Genomic DNA, 14,860 nt, shown 5'->3' with positions numbered 1-14,860 from the left:
GTCATTCCAAAGATTTTGCTATGAGTTCAATTTTCTTCCGCATTTTTTTGTCCGTGCCATCCCATTCACCAGTAATTGAACGACCTATCACAACAAAATTTGCCCCGGCAGCAAGTGCGCTCTTTGGCGACATCACTCGGGCTTGGTCCCCCACATCATCGCCCTCAACTCGTACACCAGGAGTTATTAAAATGGCAGAACCAGCAATTGACCGCAATTGTGAAACCTCAAAAGGTGAGCAAACTAATGAAGTTGCCCCCGCTGCAAGACTAATGCTCCCCCAATTTTTTGCTGTTTCAGAAATACTCCCAGCCATTCCTAATCTAGAGAAATCCTCTTCTGAAAACGAGGTTAGAACTGTGATTGCAGTTATTGAACCATTAGGCAGAGCCGCTTTAGCAGCGGAAATCATTTTACTGCCGCCGGAGGCATGAACTGATAAGAATTTTGGAGATAAAGAGGAAACTGCTTCAACCGCACCTTTTACTGTGTTGGGGATATCATGCAACTTTAAATCAAGAAAAAGATTAAAATCATTCTTTTGCCTTAATTGTTCAATTCCGACTCTTCCATGTTTCAAATAGAACTCTAGTCCAATCTTAAAATGATCAATTGAATCAATGCTGGCTTCAATCCACTCTGAAGCTTGAGTTAGATCCTTGGTGTCAAGTGCGAGAATTACTGGCAGTTTCATTAAATTCCTCGATGGGCAAAACCAATAGCATCACGAAAATCATTAAATCCTCGTTCCGTCAGTAATGCAGATAATTCATTTTTAATGTTTATTGCGGCTGAAGGATTGGAAAAATTAGCTGTTCCAATAGAAATTGCGCTTGCGCCAGCCAATACCAATTCGAATGCATCACGGCCACTAGAAACACCACCCATGCCAACAATTGGAATGTTGGGAAAGGCTTGGTGGACTTGATAAATCGCACGCACTGCAATTGGCCTGATTGCGGGTCCAGATAATCCACCAGTCTTTCCCGTAAGCTTTGGTTTCATAGTATTTGTGTCAATCACCATGCCAAGTAAGGTATTTATTAGCGCTAAACCATCTACACCCACATTGATTACTGAAGCCGCGATTGCAACGATGTCTGTGACATCTGGCGATAATTTCGCGACAATTGGTAGCTCACCCCCAATATTTCTTCTAACCGCTTCTATCACCGCTACAGCACTTTCTGGGTGGCAAGCGAAAACCTGACCTCTGTTTTCAACATTTGGGCAGGAAATATTGACTTCGACAGCACTAATACCTGCCACCGCTCGTAACCTTCGTGCCAGAACTCCATACTCATCAACAGTTTCACCTGCGATTGAAACTATTACTTTTACTTTATTCTCAACTAACCAAGGAATATCCCTCTCAAGAAAAGTATGGATACCAGGCCCTTGTAATCCAATTGAATTAAGCATGCCGCTGGGGGTTTCAGCCATTCGAGGAGTTGCTCTACCGGTGCGTGGTTTAGTCATAATAGATTTTGTAACAATCGCACCAAGTTCGGTTAATGGAAAGAATTGAGCCAACTCTTGGCCTGAACTCGCACATCCACTGGCGGTAAAGATTGGATTAGAAAATCTCTTGCTACCGATCTTAGTTGAAAAATCCAAAACGCTCATTTTATAACGCATCCAATACATCTTTTTTATCCCAAATGATCTGTGACCCATCCATTACAGGCCCATCGATACAAGACCTAACCATCTTGATGCCACTTGGATCTTTCACAGGCACGACGCATGTCATGCAAACACCAATTCCACAAGCCATGGCCTCTTCTACAGCGCACTGGTGTGCAATATCAAACTCATCTGCAATTTTGGCAATCGCTGAAAGCATTCCCATTGGACCACATGAATAGATCACCTCTGTTCCAAACTCTCTTAAAAGTCTGGGAATCGCCTCACTTATTTGACCATGTATACCTGCACTACCATCATCAGTAGTCAGCGTTAGTGAGGAGACGCTACGTTTTCCTTCAAGCGGTGCGTAGATTTTATTTGCAGTACTCGCGCCCAAAACCATATCAACTCGGCACCCGCGATTTTTTAACACCTCTGCCAGTGCAAAAAGTGGGGCTGAACCATATCCACCACCAATCAACATGGTGTTTGCATTAGTTGTTGGTAATCCAAAGGATGTTCCAAGCGGACCAACTAGATCAACAAAATCTCCCACATTTCTCGAACACAACCATTTGCTACCTTGCCCGTATGGAGCAATTACTAATTCAATGCTGCCTCCCATTACACCTTTATCGATAGCTCGATAGATTGCAAACGCTCTACGCAAAATTAATGAAGTTGCTTCCCCTCCAATAGAGATAGCAACAAAATTACCGGGTCTAGAGTTTGAAGCCATTTCGCCAACTGCAAAAACAATATGGTGATAAGGTCCGACTTTTTTGTTACCTATAACTTCAGCCTGCATTTGTACTGCACTTTTGTTAATTTTCTGCATACTCATCAACTCATCCACTCTTGCAGTGATTTGATGGAAAAATCAGCATCTTGTAATGCGGTGATGCCTGCAACCGCTGCTTTAAATCCAGGGATGGTGGTAATGCAGGGCACCGATCTAGATACTGCTGCTGTTCTAATCAAAAAACCATCCTGCCGAGAACCACGTCCAAGCGGAGTGTTGATAACCAGCTGCACCATTCCATTAGTGATTATTTCACTCGATGAAAGTTTATCTGATGCTGGATCCGAATTCTTTCTAACTTTTTCAGAGGGAATACCTTTTTCTTGTAAAAAATCATGGGTGCCTGCCGTGGTGTAAAGCTTGAAACCAATTTGGTGCAAATCCCGAGCAGCTCTCCAACCTTCCTCTTTGTCATTTTGCGATAGTGAGATGAAGACTGAACCAGATTTTGGAAGCGGGCCAAATGCTGCTGTCTGACTTTTAGCAAATGCTAAGCCGAAATTGTTAGCTATTCCCATTACTTCTCCAGTTGATTTCATCTCCGGGCCTAGGACTGTATCCACCCCCGTACCATCTACTCTTCTAAATCTATTGAATGGCAACACCGCTTCTTTTACTGATACTCCATTTGGCTTACCATCACCGGAAGCAGGTAAAACTTTTTCTTTACGTAGATCTACTATCTTTTTTCCAGTTGCTATTAATGCTGCTGCTTTTGCAAGTCCAACTCCAGTTGCCTTGGCAACAAAAGGCACCGTGCGGGATGCTCTTGGATTCGCCTCTAAAACATAGAGTTTCCTCGAAGCTCGTGTTACCGCAAATTGAATGTTAATCAATCCTTTAACTCCGACATCCTTCGCAATCTTCTCCGTTGCTTGTCTAATTTCAGATAGAACATCATTATCTAAAGATGTACTTGGCAGTACGCAAGCAGAGTCCCCCGAGTGCACTCCAGCCTCTTCAATATGCTCCATGACACCTGCTAGGTAGAGTTCATCGCCATCATATAAAGCATCAACATCTATCTCAATTGCATCATCAAGGAATTTATCAATTAGAACTGGATGATTTGGTGTAATCGCAGTCGCCTTTTCAATGAAACCCCGCAAGGATTCCTCGTCATAAACAATCTCCATACCCCGGCCACCTAAAACGTATGAAGGTCTAACCAAAACTGGATATCCAATCTTGGCCGCAATCTGTACTGATTCATTATATGAATTAGCCATTCCAAATTCTGGTGCTGATAAATTATTTTCGTTCAGCAATTTTCCAAATGCTCCACGCTCTTCAGCCATGTCGATAGCATCTGGTGAAGTTCCCAAGATTTTTACGCCAGCATCTAATAACCCGCGGGCTAGTCCTAAAGGAGTTTGCCCCCCAAGTTGTGCGATAACACCTAATACAGGACCAACTGCTGATTCAGCTGCAATAACCTCTAAAACATCTTCTAAAGTCAAAGGTTCAAAATACAATCTATCGGAGGTGTCGTAATCGGTTGAAACTGTTTCAGGATTGCAATTAATCATGATCGTTTCATACCCCGCCTCACGTAATGCAAATGAGGCATGCACACAAGAGTAGTCAAACTCAATACCCTGGCCGATTCGGTTAGGACCACTTCCTAGAATGATGACAGCAGTTTTACTCCTTGGAAGCACCTCACTTTCATCATCGTAAGCTGAGTAATAATATGGAGTCAACGCCGCAAACTCACCAGCGCAAGTGTCAACCGTTTTATAAACTGGATGCAATTTAAAATTATCTCTAGCATTTTTTATTTGGCCTTCTTCTGTATTCCGCAACGCTGCAATCTGCGAATCTGAAAACCCCATCATTTTTGAGGCTCTAAGCAAATCTTTCGTTAATTCAGCTGATTTTGATATTAGATCAGCTTGCAGGTTAATTAGATTGATTTGCTCCAAAAACCAAGGATCTATTTTGGTAGCTTGGTGAACCTCCTGCAATGTTGCGCCATTTGCCATCGCCATTTGAACTTGTTGCATCCTAAACTCAGTTGGGACCCTAATTTTGGTCAATAAGTCTTCCTTATTCATCTGCTGCCACGTAAAAACTGCACCAAATTTTTCTAATGATCTCATTGCCTTTTGTAGCGCCTCTGGAAAACTTCTTCCAATCGCCATTACTTCGCCGACACTTTTCATGGTGGTCGTTAAGCGGATGTCGGCTTCGGGAAATTTTTCAAAGGCAAATCTCGGCACTTTAACCACAACATAATCCAGTGCCGGCTCAAATGATGCCGGAGTTGACTTGGTAATATCGTTGTCAATTTCATCTAATGAGTAACCAATCGCCAATTTAGTAGCGATTTTTGCGATTGGAAATCCAGTTGCTTTAGAGGCAAGTGCAGATGAGCGTGAAACTCGGGGGTTCATTTCGATAACAATAATTCGACCATCCTGTGGATTAACTGCAAATTGAATATTACAGCCACCAGTTGCAACGCCCACTTCGCGAATAATTGCAATAGAAAGATCTCGTAACTGTTGATACTCAACATCGGTTAAAGTCATTGCTGGCGCCACCGTAATTGAATCTCCTGTGTGAACACCCATCGGCTCAACATTTTCAATACTGCAAACAATCACTACGTTGTCATTATGATCACGCATTACCTCAAGCTCATACTCTTTCCAACCGATTATTGACTCTTCAAGCAACACCTCAGTTGTAGGACTATGACGTAATCCAGCTCCTGCAATCTGTTGTAGATCAGACTCGTTGTAAGCAATACCAGAACCCAGACCACCCATAGTGAAAGATGGTCGCACTACCACCGGATATTTTAAATCAGTAGCGGCTTCCAGACATTCCGGCATCGAATGACATATTTTAGATCTAGCTGATTTGCCACCAATTGTCTCAACAATTTTTTTGAAGACCTCACGATCCTCCCCACGTTTAATTGCATCAACATCCGCTCCAATTAGACGAGTGCCATATTTTTCAAATGCGCCACGCTCATGTAAGGCCATTGCCGCATTTAGCGCGGTCTGGCCACCTAATGTCGCTAATACAGCACTAGGTCGTTCTTTTTCTAAAATTTTCTCAATTACTTCAGGTGTAATTGGTTCTATATAAGTAGCATCAGCAAATTCTGGATCGGTCATGATTGTTGCTGGGTTCGAGTTAATCAAAATAACTCTAATTCCTTCCGCCCGCAGAACCCGGCAAGCTTGCGTTCCAGAATAATCAAACTCGCATGCTTGACCAATGACAATCGGCCCACTGCCTATTACCAAAACACTTTCAATAGATTTATCTCTAGGCATTTATGTCCTTTAAGCCTAGTTTGGGAGCTTGCATTAAATCTGCAAATCTTTGAAATAAATATGATGCATCGTGTGGGCCGGCACATGATTCTGGATGATATTGAACGGAAAAAGCCGGTATTGAAATTAATTCAAGACCTTCTACTACTGAATCATTTAATGAAATATGAGTAACCCGCCCATTTCCATATACGGTGTTGAAATCGTGATCCTTAGGCGCGGCCACTGCGAAACCATGATTCTGAGCAGTAATCTCAACTTTGCCAGTTGTTAAATCGATTACTGGCTGATTAATACCTCTGTGTCCAAAAGGTAATTTATAAGTTTCAAAGCCTAAAGCTCGTCCTAAAATTTGATGGCCAAAACAAATTCCAAAAAATGGAATCTCATGCTGTAACACCTGTCGCACAAGTTCAACCACCGATGTCATAGTCGATGGATCACCAGGGCCATTTGAAAGAAACACTCCATCTGGTGATAAGGATTTAATTTGTTCAAATGTTGTATCAATTGGCAAGACATGAACCTGCATGCCTATTTTAGACATCGCGCGTGGAGTTGCCGACTTTATCCCAAGATCAATCGCTGCAATTTTAAAACGAGTAGCTACACCCCTTGGTGGATTTACTATATAAGGTTTCTTCGTTGAAACATCTGCTGCAAGAAAAGCGCCACTCATTGTCGGTGCTTGTCTTACTTTAATCACCATCTCCTCTCTTGATAGGGAAGTTTCACTAAAAATTCCCACACGCATGGCGCCACGATCTCTAAGATGTCGAGTAATTGCCCGAGTATCTACGCCTTGAATTCCAACAACTTCGGCATCAATTAATTCTTGCTCTAAAGTTTTCTCACTCCGCCAATTGCTTGCAACTGGCGATGGATTTCTAACCACAAAACCTGAAACCCAAATTTTCTCTGATTCCTTATCGCTCTTGTTGACGCCAGTATTACCAACATGGGGAGCGGTCATGATCACTACCTGCTTGTGATATGAAGGATCAGTTAAAGTTTCTTGATATCCAGTCATCCCAGTTGAAAAGACTGCCTCACCAAAAGTTTCACCACCTTTTGCCCAAGATAACCCTTCAAAAATTCGGCCATCATCTAAAACCAAATAAGCAGGAGTTCTTTTACTCATCAATTTTCATTCTTGGTTTACCAATTGTCGATTTACTACTACCTGTTTTCCACCATAAAAAACATCAGTGACAGTTGCAGGTAACTGCATCCCACCAAAAGGAGTGTTTTTACTTTTCGAATGCAATTTCTTCGCATTGACCTGCCAAGTGGCGGTTGGATCTATCAATATTAAGTTTGCTGGTTTATTTACTGCAATCTCTTGGCCCTGTTGTTGATAGCCGGCAATTTTTGCTGGTTTGATCGACATTCGATTTACCAGATCAGACCAGCTCATTAAATTACTTTGAATCATGGTTTTAACCACTACCGACAATGCAGTTTCAAGACCAACCATTCCGAAGGCTGCTGAGTGCCATTCACAATCCTTATCCTCTGTTGGGTGTGGTGCATGATCTGTTGCCACAATATCGATGATTCCTTCAGCTAGTCCCTCACGCAATGCCATTACATCCTTTTGAGTTCTAAGTGGTGGGTTAACCTTATAAATTGGATCATAATTCTCAACTAATTCATCGGTAAGTAACAGGTGATGTGGCGTAACTTCAGCTGTGACTTGTATCCCACGTGCTTTAGCCCACCTAATTAGATCAACTCCCCCAGCGGTTGTCACATGACAAATGTGCAATCTTGATTGCACATGTTCGGCCAGCAAAATATCTCTAGCGATAATTGCTTCCTCGGCAATCGCTGGCCAGCCTTTTAAGCCAATCCGAGCCGAAACGCTTCCTTCGTTCATCTGTGCATTAACTGTAAGACGTGGCTCCTGCGCATGTTGAGCAATAATTCCATTAAAAGTTTTAACATATTCAAGTGCTCGGCGCATAATTAACGGATCTGATACACACTTACCGTCATCACTAAAAATCCTTACATTTGCGATCGAATCAGCCATGGCACCAATTTCAGATAATTTCTCACCATCCAACCCCTTGGTTACTGCGCCAATTGGATTCACATCACACAACCCTGCCGCTTTCCCTAATCTATAAATCTGTTCTACAACTCCCGCTGTGTCCGCCACAGGATTGGTATTTGCCATGGAAGAAATAGCGGTGAACCCACCAGCTGCTGCTGATTTTGATCCTGTTAGGACCGTCTCAGCATCTTCTTGTCCTGGCTCACGCAAGTGTGTATGTAAATCCACTAAACCAGGTAGAAGCATCTTGCCGGTGGCATCTATGCCCTCTTTTGTTTTGCCTGCAGATGCTGCAGTAACTTTGCTGATCAAACCATCAGTAATCTGCACATCAACCAAATCACCACTTGCGAGCTGTGCGTTATTGATATTAATCATTTGCTATCTCCTAGCGGTGCGCCGCCAAGTAATTCATAAAGAACCGCCATTCTTATAGCTACGCCATTTTTAACTTGATCAATAATCACCGATTTGAGATCGTCCGCACTTTCAGCTGATATTTCCAAACCACGATTCATCGGGCCTGGATGCATAACAATTGCATCTTTGCCTAACTTTGACAGTCGAGCTGAATTTAATCCGTATCTACGGGAGTACTCCTGTGCGGATGGAAAGAAAGAGTCAGCCATCCGCTCTAACTGGATACGAAGCATCATCACTACATCACATTTGGAGATCTCATCATCGAAATCGTAGGAAACTTTGACTGGCCAATCTGAAACTCCAACTGGTAATAATGTTGGCGGAGCCACCAATGTTATCTCTGCGCCAAGCTTGGTAAGCAGCAAAATATTACTTCTCGCCACTCTTGAGTGAAGGATATCTCCCACAATCAATACTTTGATCCCAGATAAATCTTTTGAATCCTGCCTTAGATGCTGCTTGATAGTGAAGGCATCTAGCAAAGCTTGCGTTGGATGTTCATGCGTTCCATCACCAGCATTTATTACAGCTGCTTGTATCCACTGCGTATCAGCTAATCTCTTAGCTGCGCCAGAGCTGCCATGCCTGATCACAACCGCATCGGCCCCCATTGCTTGCAAGGTTTGAGCAGTATCCTTCAAACTTTCTCCCTTACTGACCGAAGATCCTTTCGCCGAAAAGTTAATCACATCTGCAGATAATCGCTTTGCTGCTGTTTCAAAACTTATTCGAGTTCTGGTTGAATCTTCGAAAAAAAGATTTACTATTGTTTTGCCACGTAAGGTTGGTAGTTTCTTATTGGGACCATCAGTGATTTGCGCCAACTCTTTTGCAGTGGCTAACAAATTTAACGCTTCATCCTTTGATAAATCTGCTGTGGAAAGTAGGTGCCCGGAGATCATTTGATTAACTCCACAAGATCCTCTTCGTCATACTCTGAAAGGTGCACCTTCACACTCTCAGTTATAGAGGTTGGAATATTTTTACCAACATAATCTGCCCGAATCGGTAGCTGCCTGTGTCCACGGTCCACTAACACCGCGAGTTGGACACTCTTTGGCCTACCCAGTTCACCGATCGCATCTAATGCTGCGCGGATTGTTCTACCAGAGAATAAAACATCGTCGACTAAAACTAGATCTTTACCCTCAATCCCTCCGGGTGGGAGTTTTGTGGGAAGTAGGGGCTTAGGAGGTCTAAGTCGAAGATCATCCCGATGGAGAGTGATATCAAGAACACCCACTGCCACTGAACCTTCAATCTCGCCGATAAAAGTAGCAATGCGATCAGCGAGGTAAGCCCCCCGAGTGGGAATGCCCATTAAAACTAAATTATTTATCCCCTGATTGTGTTCAAGAATTTCATGTGAAATGCGTTTGATTGCGCGATCGATATCTGCGCCAGATAGCAATATACCCATTTACTTCTCCTTCGCCGCCTCTCTGGACGGATCGTTAAAGGAATCGCCGTATATTAGCAGAAACTCTGTGGATAATAAAAATCACCGAAATCCTGGTGTGGCTACCCTGAGCAGATGAATAAAAATAACCCCGCAGATCGATTAAGAATAATCAGAAAATCAAAAGGGTGGAGCTTGCAAGATGTCGAGCTTCACTCAAATGGAAAATGGAAAGCGGTTGTGATCGGTTCATATGAAAGAGCTGATCGAGCAATCTCTCTAAAAAAAGCGGTATCACTGATGGAGTTCTATCAAGTGCCTATCACCGAACTATTCCCAGAGGCTTCGCCCCAGGTGGCTGACAGAAGTTTGAGTCTAAATTTGCATAAATTGAGTAAAATTGAGAACTCAACTGCCCAAAGCCTTCGCAAATTTACTAAATCCATCGGTGATCGCCGAAAAGATTGGAATGGTCAACTCCTGACCATTAGGGCAAATGATTTGCAGTTTCTGGCTTTATTACTCGGCATAGATGAATCTGGCACACTTGATTACTTAGCAGAGGCGGAGTTACTCAACGCCTAAATAGCGATCGAATCCTTAAGCTTAATAATCCTTCCTAGGACACCATTGATATAGCTTGAGGATTCATCGGTAGATAGCGATTTAGCCAATTCCACCGCCTCATCACATGCAACCTGTAAATCAACACCAGTCTCCCAAAGAATTTCATAGATAGCGATTCGAAGAATATTGCGATCAATCGGTGGCATTCGATCCATATCCCAACCTTGGGCATAGGTAATGATCAACTCATCTATTTTATTTATATGTTCAGCTACACCATTTAGTAAAACCAGAACATACGGCTCCTGGGAGAGGCCAGCTGCCCCTCTTACTCTGAAAAGTTCTGACGCTGCGGTACTTTTGATATCACCTTCATAGAGAAAATCTAAAGCCCTCTTTCGAGCCTTACTTCGGGCAGACATTATTAGTTGGCGCGTCCTAGATAGGCGCCAGTTCGAGTGTCTACTAAAACTTTTTCATCCTGCTTGATAAATAATGGGACTTGAATGGTTATTCCGGTCTCAACCGTTGCTGGTTTAGTACCCCCTGATGAGCGATCACCCTGCAACCCTGGTTCGGTATAGGTAATTGTTAACTCCACCGAGGCTGGCAGTTCAATGAACAATGGATTTCCTTCATGCATTGCCACAATTGCATCCGCATTTTCCAAAAGGTAATCAACTGCATCACCTACCGTTTGTTTACTGATTCTAATTTGGTCATAATTTGTTGAATCCATAAACATAAAATCTTCACCGTCACGATATAAATACTGCATATCGCGTTTTTCAACTGAAGCCACTTCAACTTTAACGCCAGCATTAAAAGTTTTTTCAACAACTTTTCCAGACATGACAGATCTCATCTTGGTGCGAACAAAAGCACCACCTTTACCCGGTTTTACATGTTGGAATTCAATAACATTCCAAAGCTGCCCATCCAGGTTTAAGGTCATGCCATTTTTTAAATCATTTGTTGTTGCCATTTTTTCCTATTCGCTAAACCAAATTGAACTGCAAAATTACTAATCAATCCTACCTTGTTAGTTAACCAAACTTTGCATTGCAATCAGCGCAAGGTGATAGCTTTCTACCCCAAAACCTGCAATAGATCCTTTTACTACCCCACTGATTACTGAGGTATGGCGGAACTCTTCCCTAGATAACGGGTTTGAAAGATGAACCTCAATGACTGGTGCAGAAAGCATGGTTACTGCATCTCTTATCGCATATGAATAATGGGTAAAGGCCGCAGGATTAATTATTAATGGTTGTTTTTTATCAGCAGCCTCGTGAATCCAAGATATCAACTCACTCTCACTATCACTTTGCTTGATTTCTACATCCAATCCCAGTGATTTTGCCTTTTCTTCAATAGCCTTTTTAAGTTGCGGATAATCCAAATCGCCATAATGTTTTTGCTCTCGCAAATCCAACCTTGAAAGATTTGGGCCATTTAAAATGAGAATTTTCATGAGTTAATTCTCTCATATACCTTCGCTAGATGTGTTGGTGAAACATCTTCAAACCAGACTGGTTTACCAATCTTACTAATGCCAATAAATCGTAATTTGCTCTGCTTAACTTTCTTATCCGTTGAGAGCATTTGAAGCAGTCGACTCCATCTATTTTTAGGATATGTGATCGGCAAGTTGAAATTTTTCAATATTTCTCGATGCAGTAACACCGCATCATCAGAAAGTTTTGCCAAATCTCGGCTTAATTCAGCTGCGAAAACCATTCCAATACTTACCGCTTCACCATGGCGCAATTTATAGGAACTATCCTTTTCAATCGCGTGCCCTAAGGTATGGCCATAATTCAGAATTTCTCGCAGTTTGCTCTCTTTAAAATCTTTTGAGACTACATATGCTTTCACCCGTATTGATCTGTAAATAAGCTCCTCATAATCGAGAAACTCATCCTGGACTAAATTTAGAATCTTGTAGTCTGAAATGAACCCACATTTGATTATTTCGGCCATACCGGCGGATAAATCTCTGCTTGACAATTTCCTCAAAAATTTTGGATCTATAAGCACCTCGGTTGGCGAATAAAATGATCCAATCAAATTCTTTCCTGACTTGGCATTAATTCCAGTCTTGCCACCAACCGCAGCATCGACCATTCCGGCGAGTGATGTAGGAATGGCGTACCAAGTTATGCCACGCAGCCATGTTGCGGCAGCAAAGCCAGCGAGGTCAGTTGTCGCCCCTCCTCCTAATCCAATAATCGCATCACCTCGTTTGATTCCTAGCGCAGCACATTTTGTCCACACTCGATCTAAAGTACTGAGAGTTTTTTGATTTTCACCCTCAGGTGTGGCGAAAATGCTGAGATTTCTGCCTTCCTTAACTTTAAAGTTTTTTAATATCGAGGCGGGTGCAATAAGTAATACCTTGTTGTGATTCTTGATGATTTCTGCGATTTCTAGGTTGAACTCAATTCCTACCTTCACTTGATAATTTTGCTCAGCCTTAACAATTATGTTCCTCACAATTTTGCCTTCAATTTCTCAGATATGGTTTTAGCGACCTCCGCTGGCTTTTGGCTATCTGATGAAACCGTTTGAGTTGCTAACCTCTCATAGATTGGTCTGCGTTCACTCATTAAACTCATCCATTGTTGTCGAGGATTTATCAACAATAACGGACGGTCTTTGTTAAAGCCGATTCGGTTGGCAGCTTGGGATATCGATACATCAATAAATACAATTGGAAAATCCGCCCCATGCAATTGATCTTGAATCTCCAGATTAATGGGTGCCCCTCCTCCAAGTGCAATTACGCCAGAAAAATCAACCAGCAATTTGCTCACCACCTCAATTTCCATCTTGCGAAATGCTGGTTCACCATCGTCCACAAAAATCTCTGCTATTTTTTTATTTGCTAATTTCTCGATCTCATTATCGCTATCTATAAAACCTATCCCCAGCTCTTTTGCTAATGCTTTGCCGATACTTGATTTTCCAGCCCCAGGGGGACCTATCAGGACAACTTTATTTAGCATTACTTTATTTCAAGAGTATCTATGTAATTTTCGAAGTTACGTTTAGTTTCTTGAACACTGTCGCCACCAAACTTCTCCAACACAGCATCAGCAAGTACCAACGCGGTCATGGCTTCGGCAACAATTCCTGAAGCTGGTACGGCGCATACATCTGATCTTTGATTTATTGCCTTTGCCGCTTCACCAGTTGCCACATCGATGGTGTCCAATGCTTTTGGAACTGTAGAGATTGGTTTCATTGCAACTTTAACTCGTAATACTTGCCCGGTACTTATGCCACCCTCAGTACCGCCTGCGCGATCAGTGCGACGAGTGATCTCACCTCTTGAATTCTTTTCAATTTCATCATGTGCCACAGAACCTCTTCGTTTTGCAGTTTGGAAACCATCACCTAGCTCTACACCTTTTATCGCCTGAATTCCCATCAGAGCACCAGCCAACCGTGCATCTAATCTTTTATCCCATTGGGTATAAGAACCAAGTCCCGGTGGCAAGTTGTAAGCCAATACCTCTACAACGCCACCCAAGGTATCGCCATCTTTATGTGCTGCTTCAATAATTTTCACAATATCTGCACTCGTTTTAGCATCAGCACAACGCACTGGATCTTCATCAATTCTCACCCTGTCACTCATGGTTGGTAGTTTGTAACCATCAGGAACTGAAATCTCTCCGATTGAAACTACATGGCTTAATATCTCAATACCCACGCTTTGCTTAAGGAAAGCTCTTGCAACAGCGCCCAAAGCAACCCTGGCTGCGGTTTCTCGCGCACTTGCTCTTTCGAAAATAGGCCGTGCATCTGAAAAATTAAATTTTTGCATCCCAACTAAATCAGCATGACCTGGCCTTGGCCTTGTTAGTGGCGCATTTCTAGCTAAATCCTTTATGTCAGCTTCAGGAATTGGATCAGCACTCATAATCTTTTCCCATTTTGGCCACTCTGAATTTGCTATTTGTATGGCAATCGGGCCACCTTGGGTGATTCCATGGCGAATACCACCGGTAATTGAAATTTTGTCAGCTTCAAAATTTTGACGCGCTCCTCGACCAAAACCTAATCGCCGCCTAGAAAGATCTGCATCAATCTCTTTGCTTGATACCAAGACATGAGCTGGGATGCCTTCAATGATTGCAGAGAGGGCAGGTCCGTGTGATTCACCTGCGGTTAACCAACGAAGCACTTTCATCTCCAGTCATACTCTGCAAATCGATATTTACGGGTCAATTCTCTCAGATCAGCGACTTATCTCGTTGCTATTTTGTGCCTAAGCTCAAAGAATCTTGGAAATATATGTTCCGATTATCATAAAAGGGGCGAAGGCAACAGATTTAGATCTGCGTGAAAGTGCGTATATCCCACCGAAAATCCAGGTAATAGAGAGCGCATTCAACAAATCCAAATACGATCCCAAAGGCATCGCACAAATGAAGGAAAACTTAACATCGCCCGCTCCTATCTTTCCGCCACTTATTGCATTCAAAATCAAATAGATCCCGAGGCAAAGCAAACTCAAGCGCCAATTTAATCGATAATTTGGTAATAGAAGTAGTAAAAGAAAGAATAGATCAATATTTTTGATTAGGTGATACTTGATGTCGTATAAAGCGATCTTGAGAAAGAGCAAGAATGCTAACAATTCAAAGATCACATCCAAAGAGTAGATGGGATCAATGAAC

Annotated in this window: 15 protein-coding genes; 1 reads left to right on the top strand and 14 read right to left on the bottom strand. The window is 42.5% G+C overall.

Annotation, left to right across the window (positions count from 1 at the left end):
• Position 1: 1 nt before the first annotated feature.
• Genes pyrF through pyrR form a run of 8 tightly spaced genes read right to left on the bottom strand, consistent with a single transcriptional unit; the run spans position 2 to position 9,626 of the window.
• Positions 2-694: an orotidine-5'-phosphate decarboxylase gene (pyrF, locus tag B1s21160_RS03055; RefSeq protein WP_095672382.1), complete on the bottom strand. Its 693-nt coding sequence runs from the start codon at positions 692-694 to the stop codon at positions 2-4.
• Positions 694-1,626 carry a dihydroorotate dehydrogenase gene (locus tag B1s21160_RS03050; RefSeq protein WP_095672902.1) on the bottom strand — a complete coding sequence of 311 codons (933 nt, stop codon included), beginning with the start codon at positions 1,624-1,626 and terminating at the stop codon, positions 694-696. The genes pyrF and B1s21160_RS03050 overlap by 1 nt, the downstream gene beginning before the upstream one ends.
• Position 1,627: 1 nt before the next feature.
• Positions 1,628-2,473, bottom strand: a complete 846-nt coding sequence (locus tag B1s21160_RS03045) for a dihydroorotate dehydrogenase electron transfer subunit (RefSeq protein ID WP_223297985.1) — start codon at positions 2,471-2,473, stop codon at positions 1,628-1,630.
• On the bottom strand, positions 2,473-5,724 hold the full coding sequence (gene carB / locus B1s21160_RS03040) for a carbamoyl-phosphate synthase large subunit (protein WP_095672381.1): 3,252 nt from the start codon (positions 5,722-5,724) through the stop codon (positions 2,473-2,475). Before carB ends, B1s21160_RS03045 begins: the two co-directional genes overlap by 1 nt.
• A complete protein-coding gene (carA, locus tag B1s21160_RS03035) occupies positions 5,717-6,865 on the bottom strand; it encodes a glutamine-hydrolyzing carbamoyl-phosphate synthase small subunit (RefSeq protein ID WP_095672900.1) in 1,149 nt (382 codons plus the stop codon). The genes carB and carA overlap by 8 nt, the downstream gene beginning before the upstream one ends.
• A gap of 6 nt (positions 6,866-6,871) precedes the next feature.
• Positions 6,872-8,161: a dihydroorotase gene (locus tag B1s21160_RS03030; RefSeq protein ID WP_041888100.1), complete on the bottom strand. Its 1,290-nt coding sequence runs from the start codon at positions 8,159-8,161 to the stop codon at positions 6,872-6,874.
• Entirely contained in the window at positions 8,158-9,108 is a 951-nt protein-coding gene (locus B1s21160_RS03025; protein ID WP_041888102.1) for an aspartate carbamoyltransferase catalytic subunit, read from the bottom strand. The genes B1s21160_RS03030 and B1s21160_RS03025 overlap by 4 nt, the downstream gene beginning before the upstream one ends.
• A complete protein-coding gene (gene pyrR / locus B1s21160_RS03020; RefSeq protein WP_041888104.1) occupies positions 9,105-9,626 on the bottom strand; it encodes a bifunctional pyr operon transcriptional regulator/uracil phosphoribosyltransferase PyrR in 522 nt (173 codons plus the stop codon). Before pyrR ends, B1s21160_RS03025 begins: the two co-directional genes overlap by 4 nt.
• A gap of 114 nt (positions 9,627-9,740) precedes the next feature.
• On the opposite strand from pyrR, the gene B1s21160_RS03015 reads away from it, so the two are divergent.
• A complete protein-coding gene (locus B1s21160_RS03015; RefSeq protein WP_095672380.1) occupies positions 9,741-10,190 on the top strand; it encodes a transcriptional regulator in 450 nt (149 codons plus the stop codon).
• Here the strand turns inward: B1s21160_RS03015 and nusB are convergent.
• Genes nusB through aroC form a run of 6 tightly spaced genes read right to left on the bottom strand, consistent with a single transcriptional unit; the run spans position 10,187 to position 14,364 of the window.
• Positions 10,187-10,594, bottom strand: a complete 408-nt coding sequence (nusB, locus tag B1s21160_RS03010) for a transcription antitermination factor NusB (protein ID WP_041888109.1) — start codon at positions 10,592-10,594, stop codon at positions 10,187-10,189. The genes B1s21160_RS03015 and nusB overlap by 4 nt on opposite strands.
• A 2-nt stretch (positions 10,595-10,596) precedes the next feature.
• A complete protein-coding gene (gene efp / locus B1s21160_RS03005) occupies positions 10,597-11,157 on the bottom strand; it encodes an elongation factor P (RefSeq protein ID WP_041888110.1) in 561 nt (186 codons plus the stop codon).
• Between the two features lie 57 nt (positions 11,158-11,214).
• A complete protein-coding gene (gene aroQ / locus B1s21160_RS03000; RefSeq protein WP_041888111.1) occupies positions 11,215-11,646 on the bottom strand; it encodes a type II 3-dehydroquinate dehydratase in 432 nt (143 codons plus the stop codon).
• Complete coding sequence (gene aroB / locus B1s21160_RS02995; protein ID WP_095672379.1) at positions 11,643-12,668, bottom strand: 3-dehydroquinate synthase; 1,026 nt, start codon at positions 12,666-12,668, stop codon at positions 11,643-11,645. Before aroB ends, aroQ begins: the two co-directional genes overlap by 4 nt.
• The gene (locus tag B1s21160_RS02990; protein WP_095672378.1) at positions 12,665-13,180 is read right to left on the bottom strand and encodes a shikimate kinase; all 516 of its coding nucleotides are present in this window, start codon (positions 13,178-13,180) and stop codon (positions 12,665-12,667) included. Before B1s21160_RS02990 ends, aroB begins: the two co-directional genes overlap by 4 nt.
• Positions 13,180-14,364 carry a chorismate synthase gene (aroC, locus tag B1s21160_RS02985; RefSeq protein ID WP_095672898.1) on the bottom strand — a complete coding sequence of 395 codons (1,185 nt, stop codon included), beginning with the start codon at positions 14,362-14,364 and terminating at the stop codon, positions 13,180-13,182. Before aroC ends, B1s21160_RS02990 begins: the two co-directional genes overlap by 1 nt.
• Positions 14,365-14,860 lie beyond the last annotated feature (496 nt).

The sequence above is a fragment of the Candidatus Nanopelagicus hibericus genome (assembly GCF_002288005.1).
In the GTDB taxonomy this organism is placed as follows: Bacteria; Actinomycetota; Actinomycetes; order Nanopelagicales; family Nanopelagicaceae; genus Nanopelagicus; species Nanopelagicus hibericus.
Note: the sequence above shows the minus strand (reverse complement) of the source record. Positions and strands in the feature narration are given on the sequence as shown.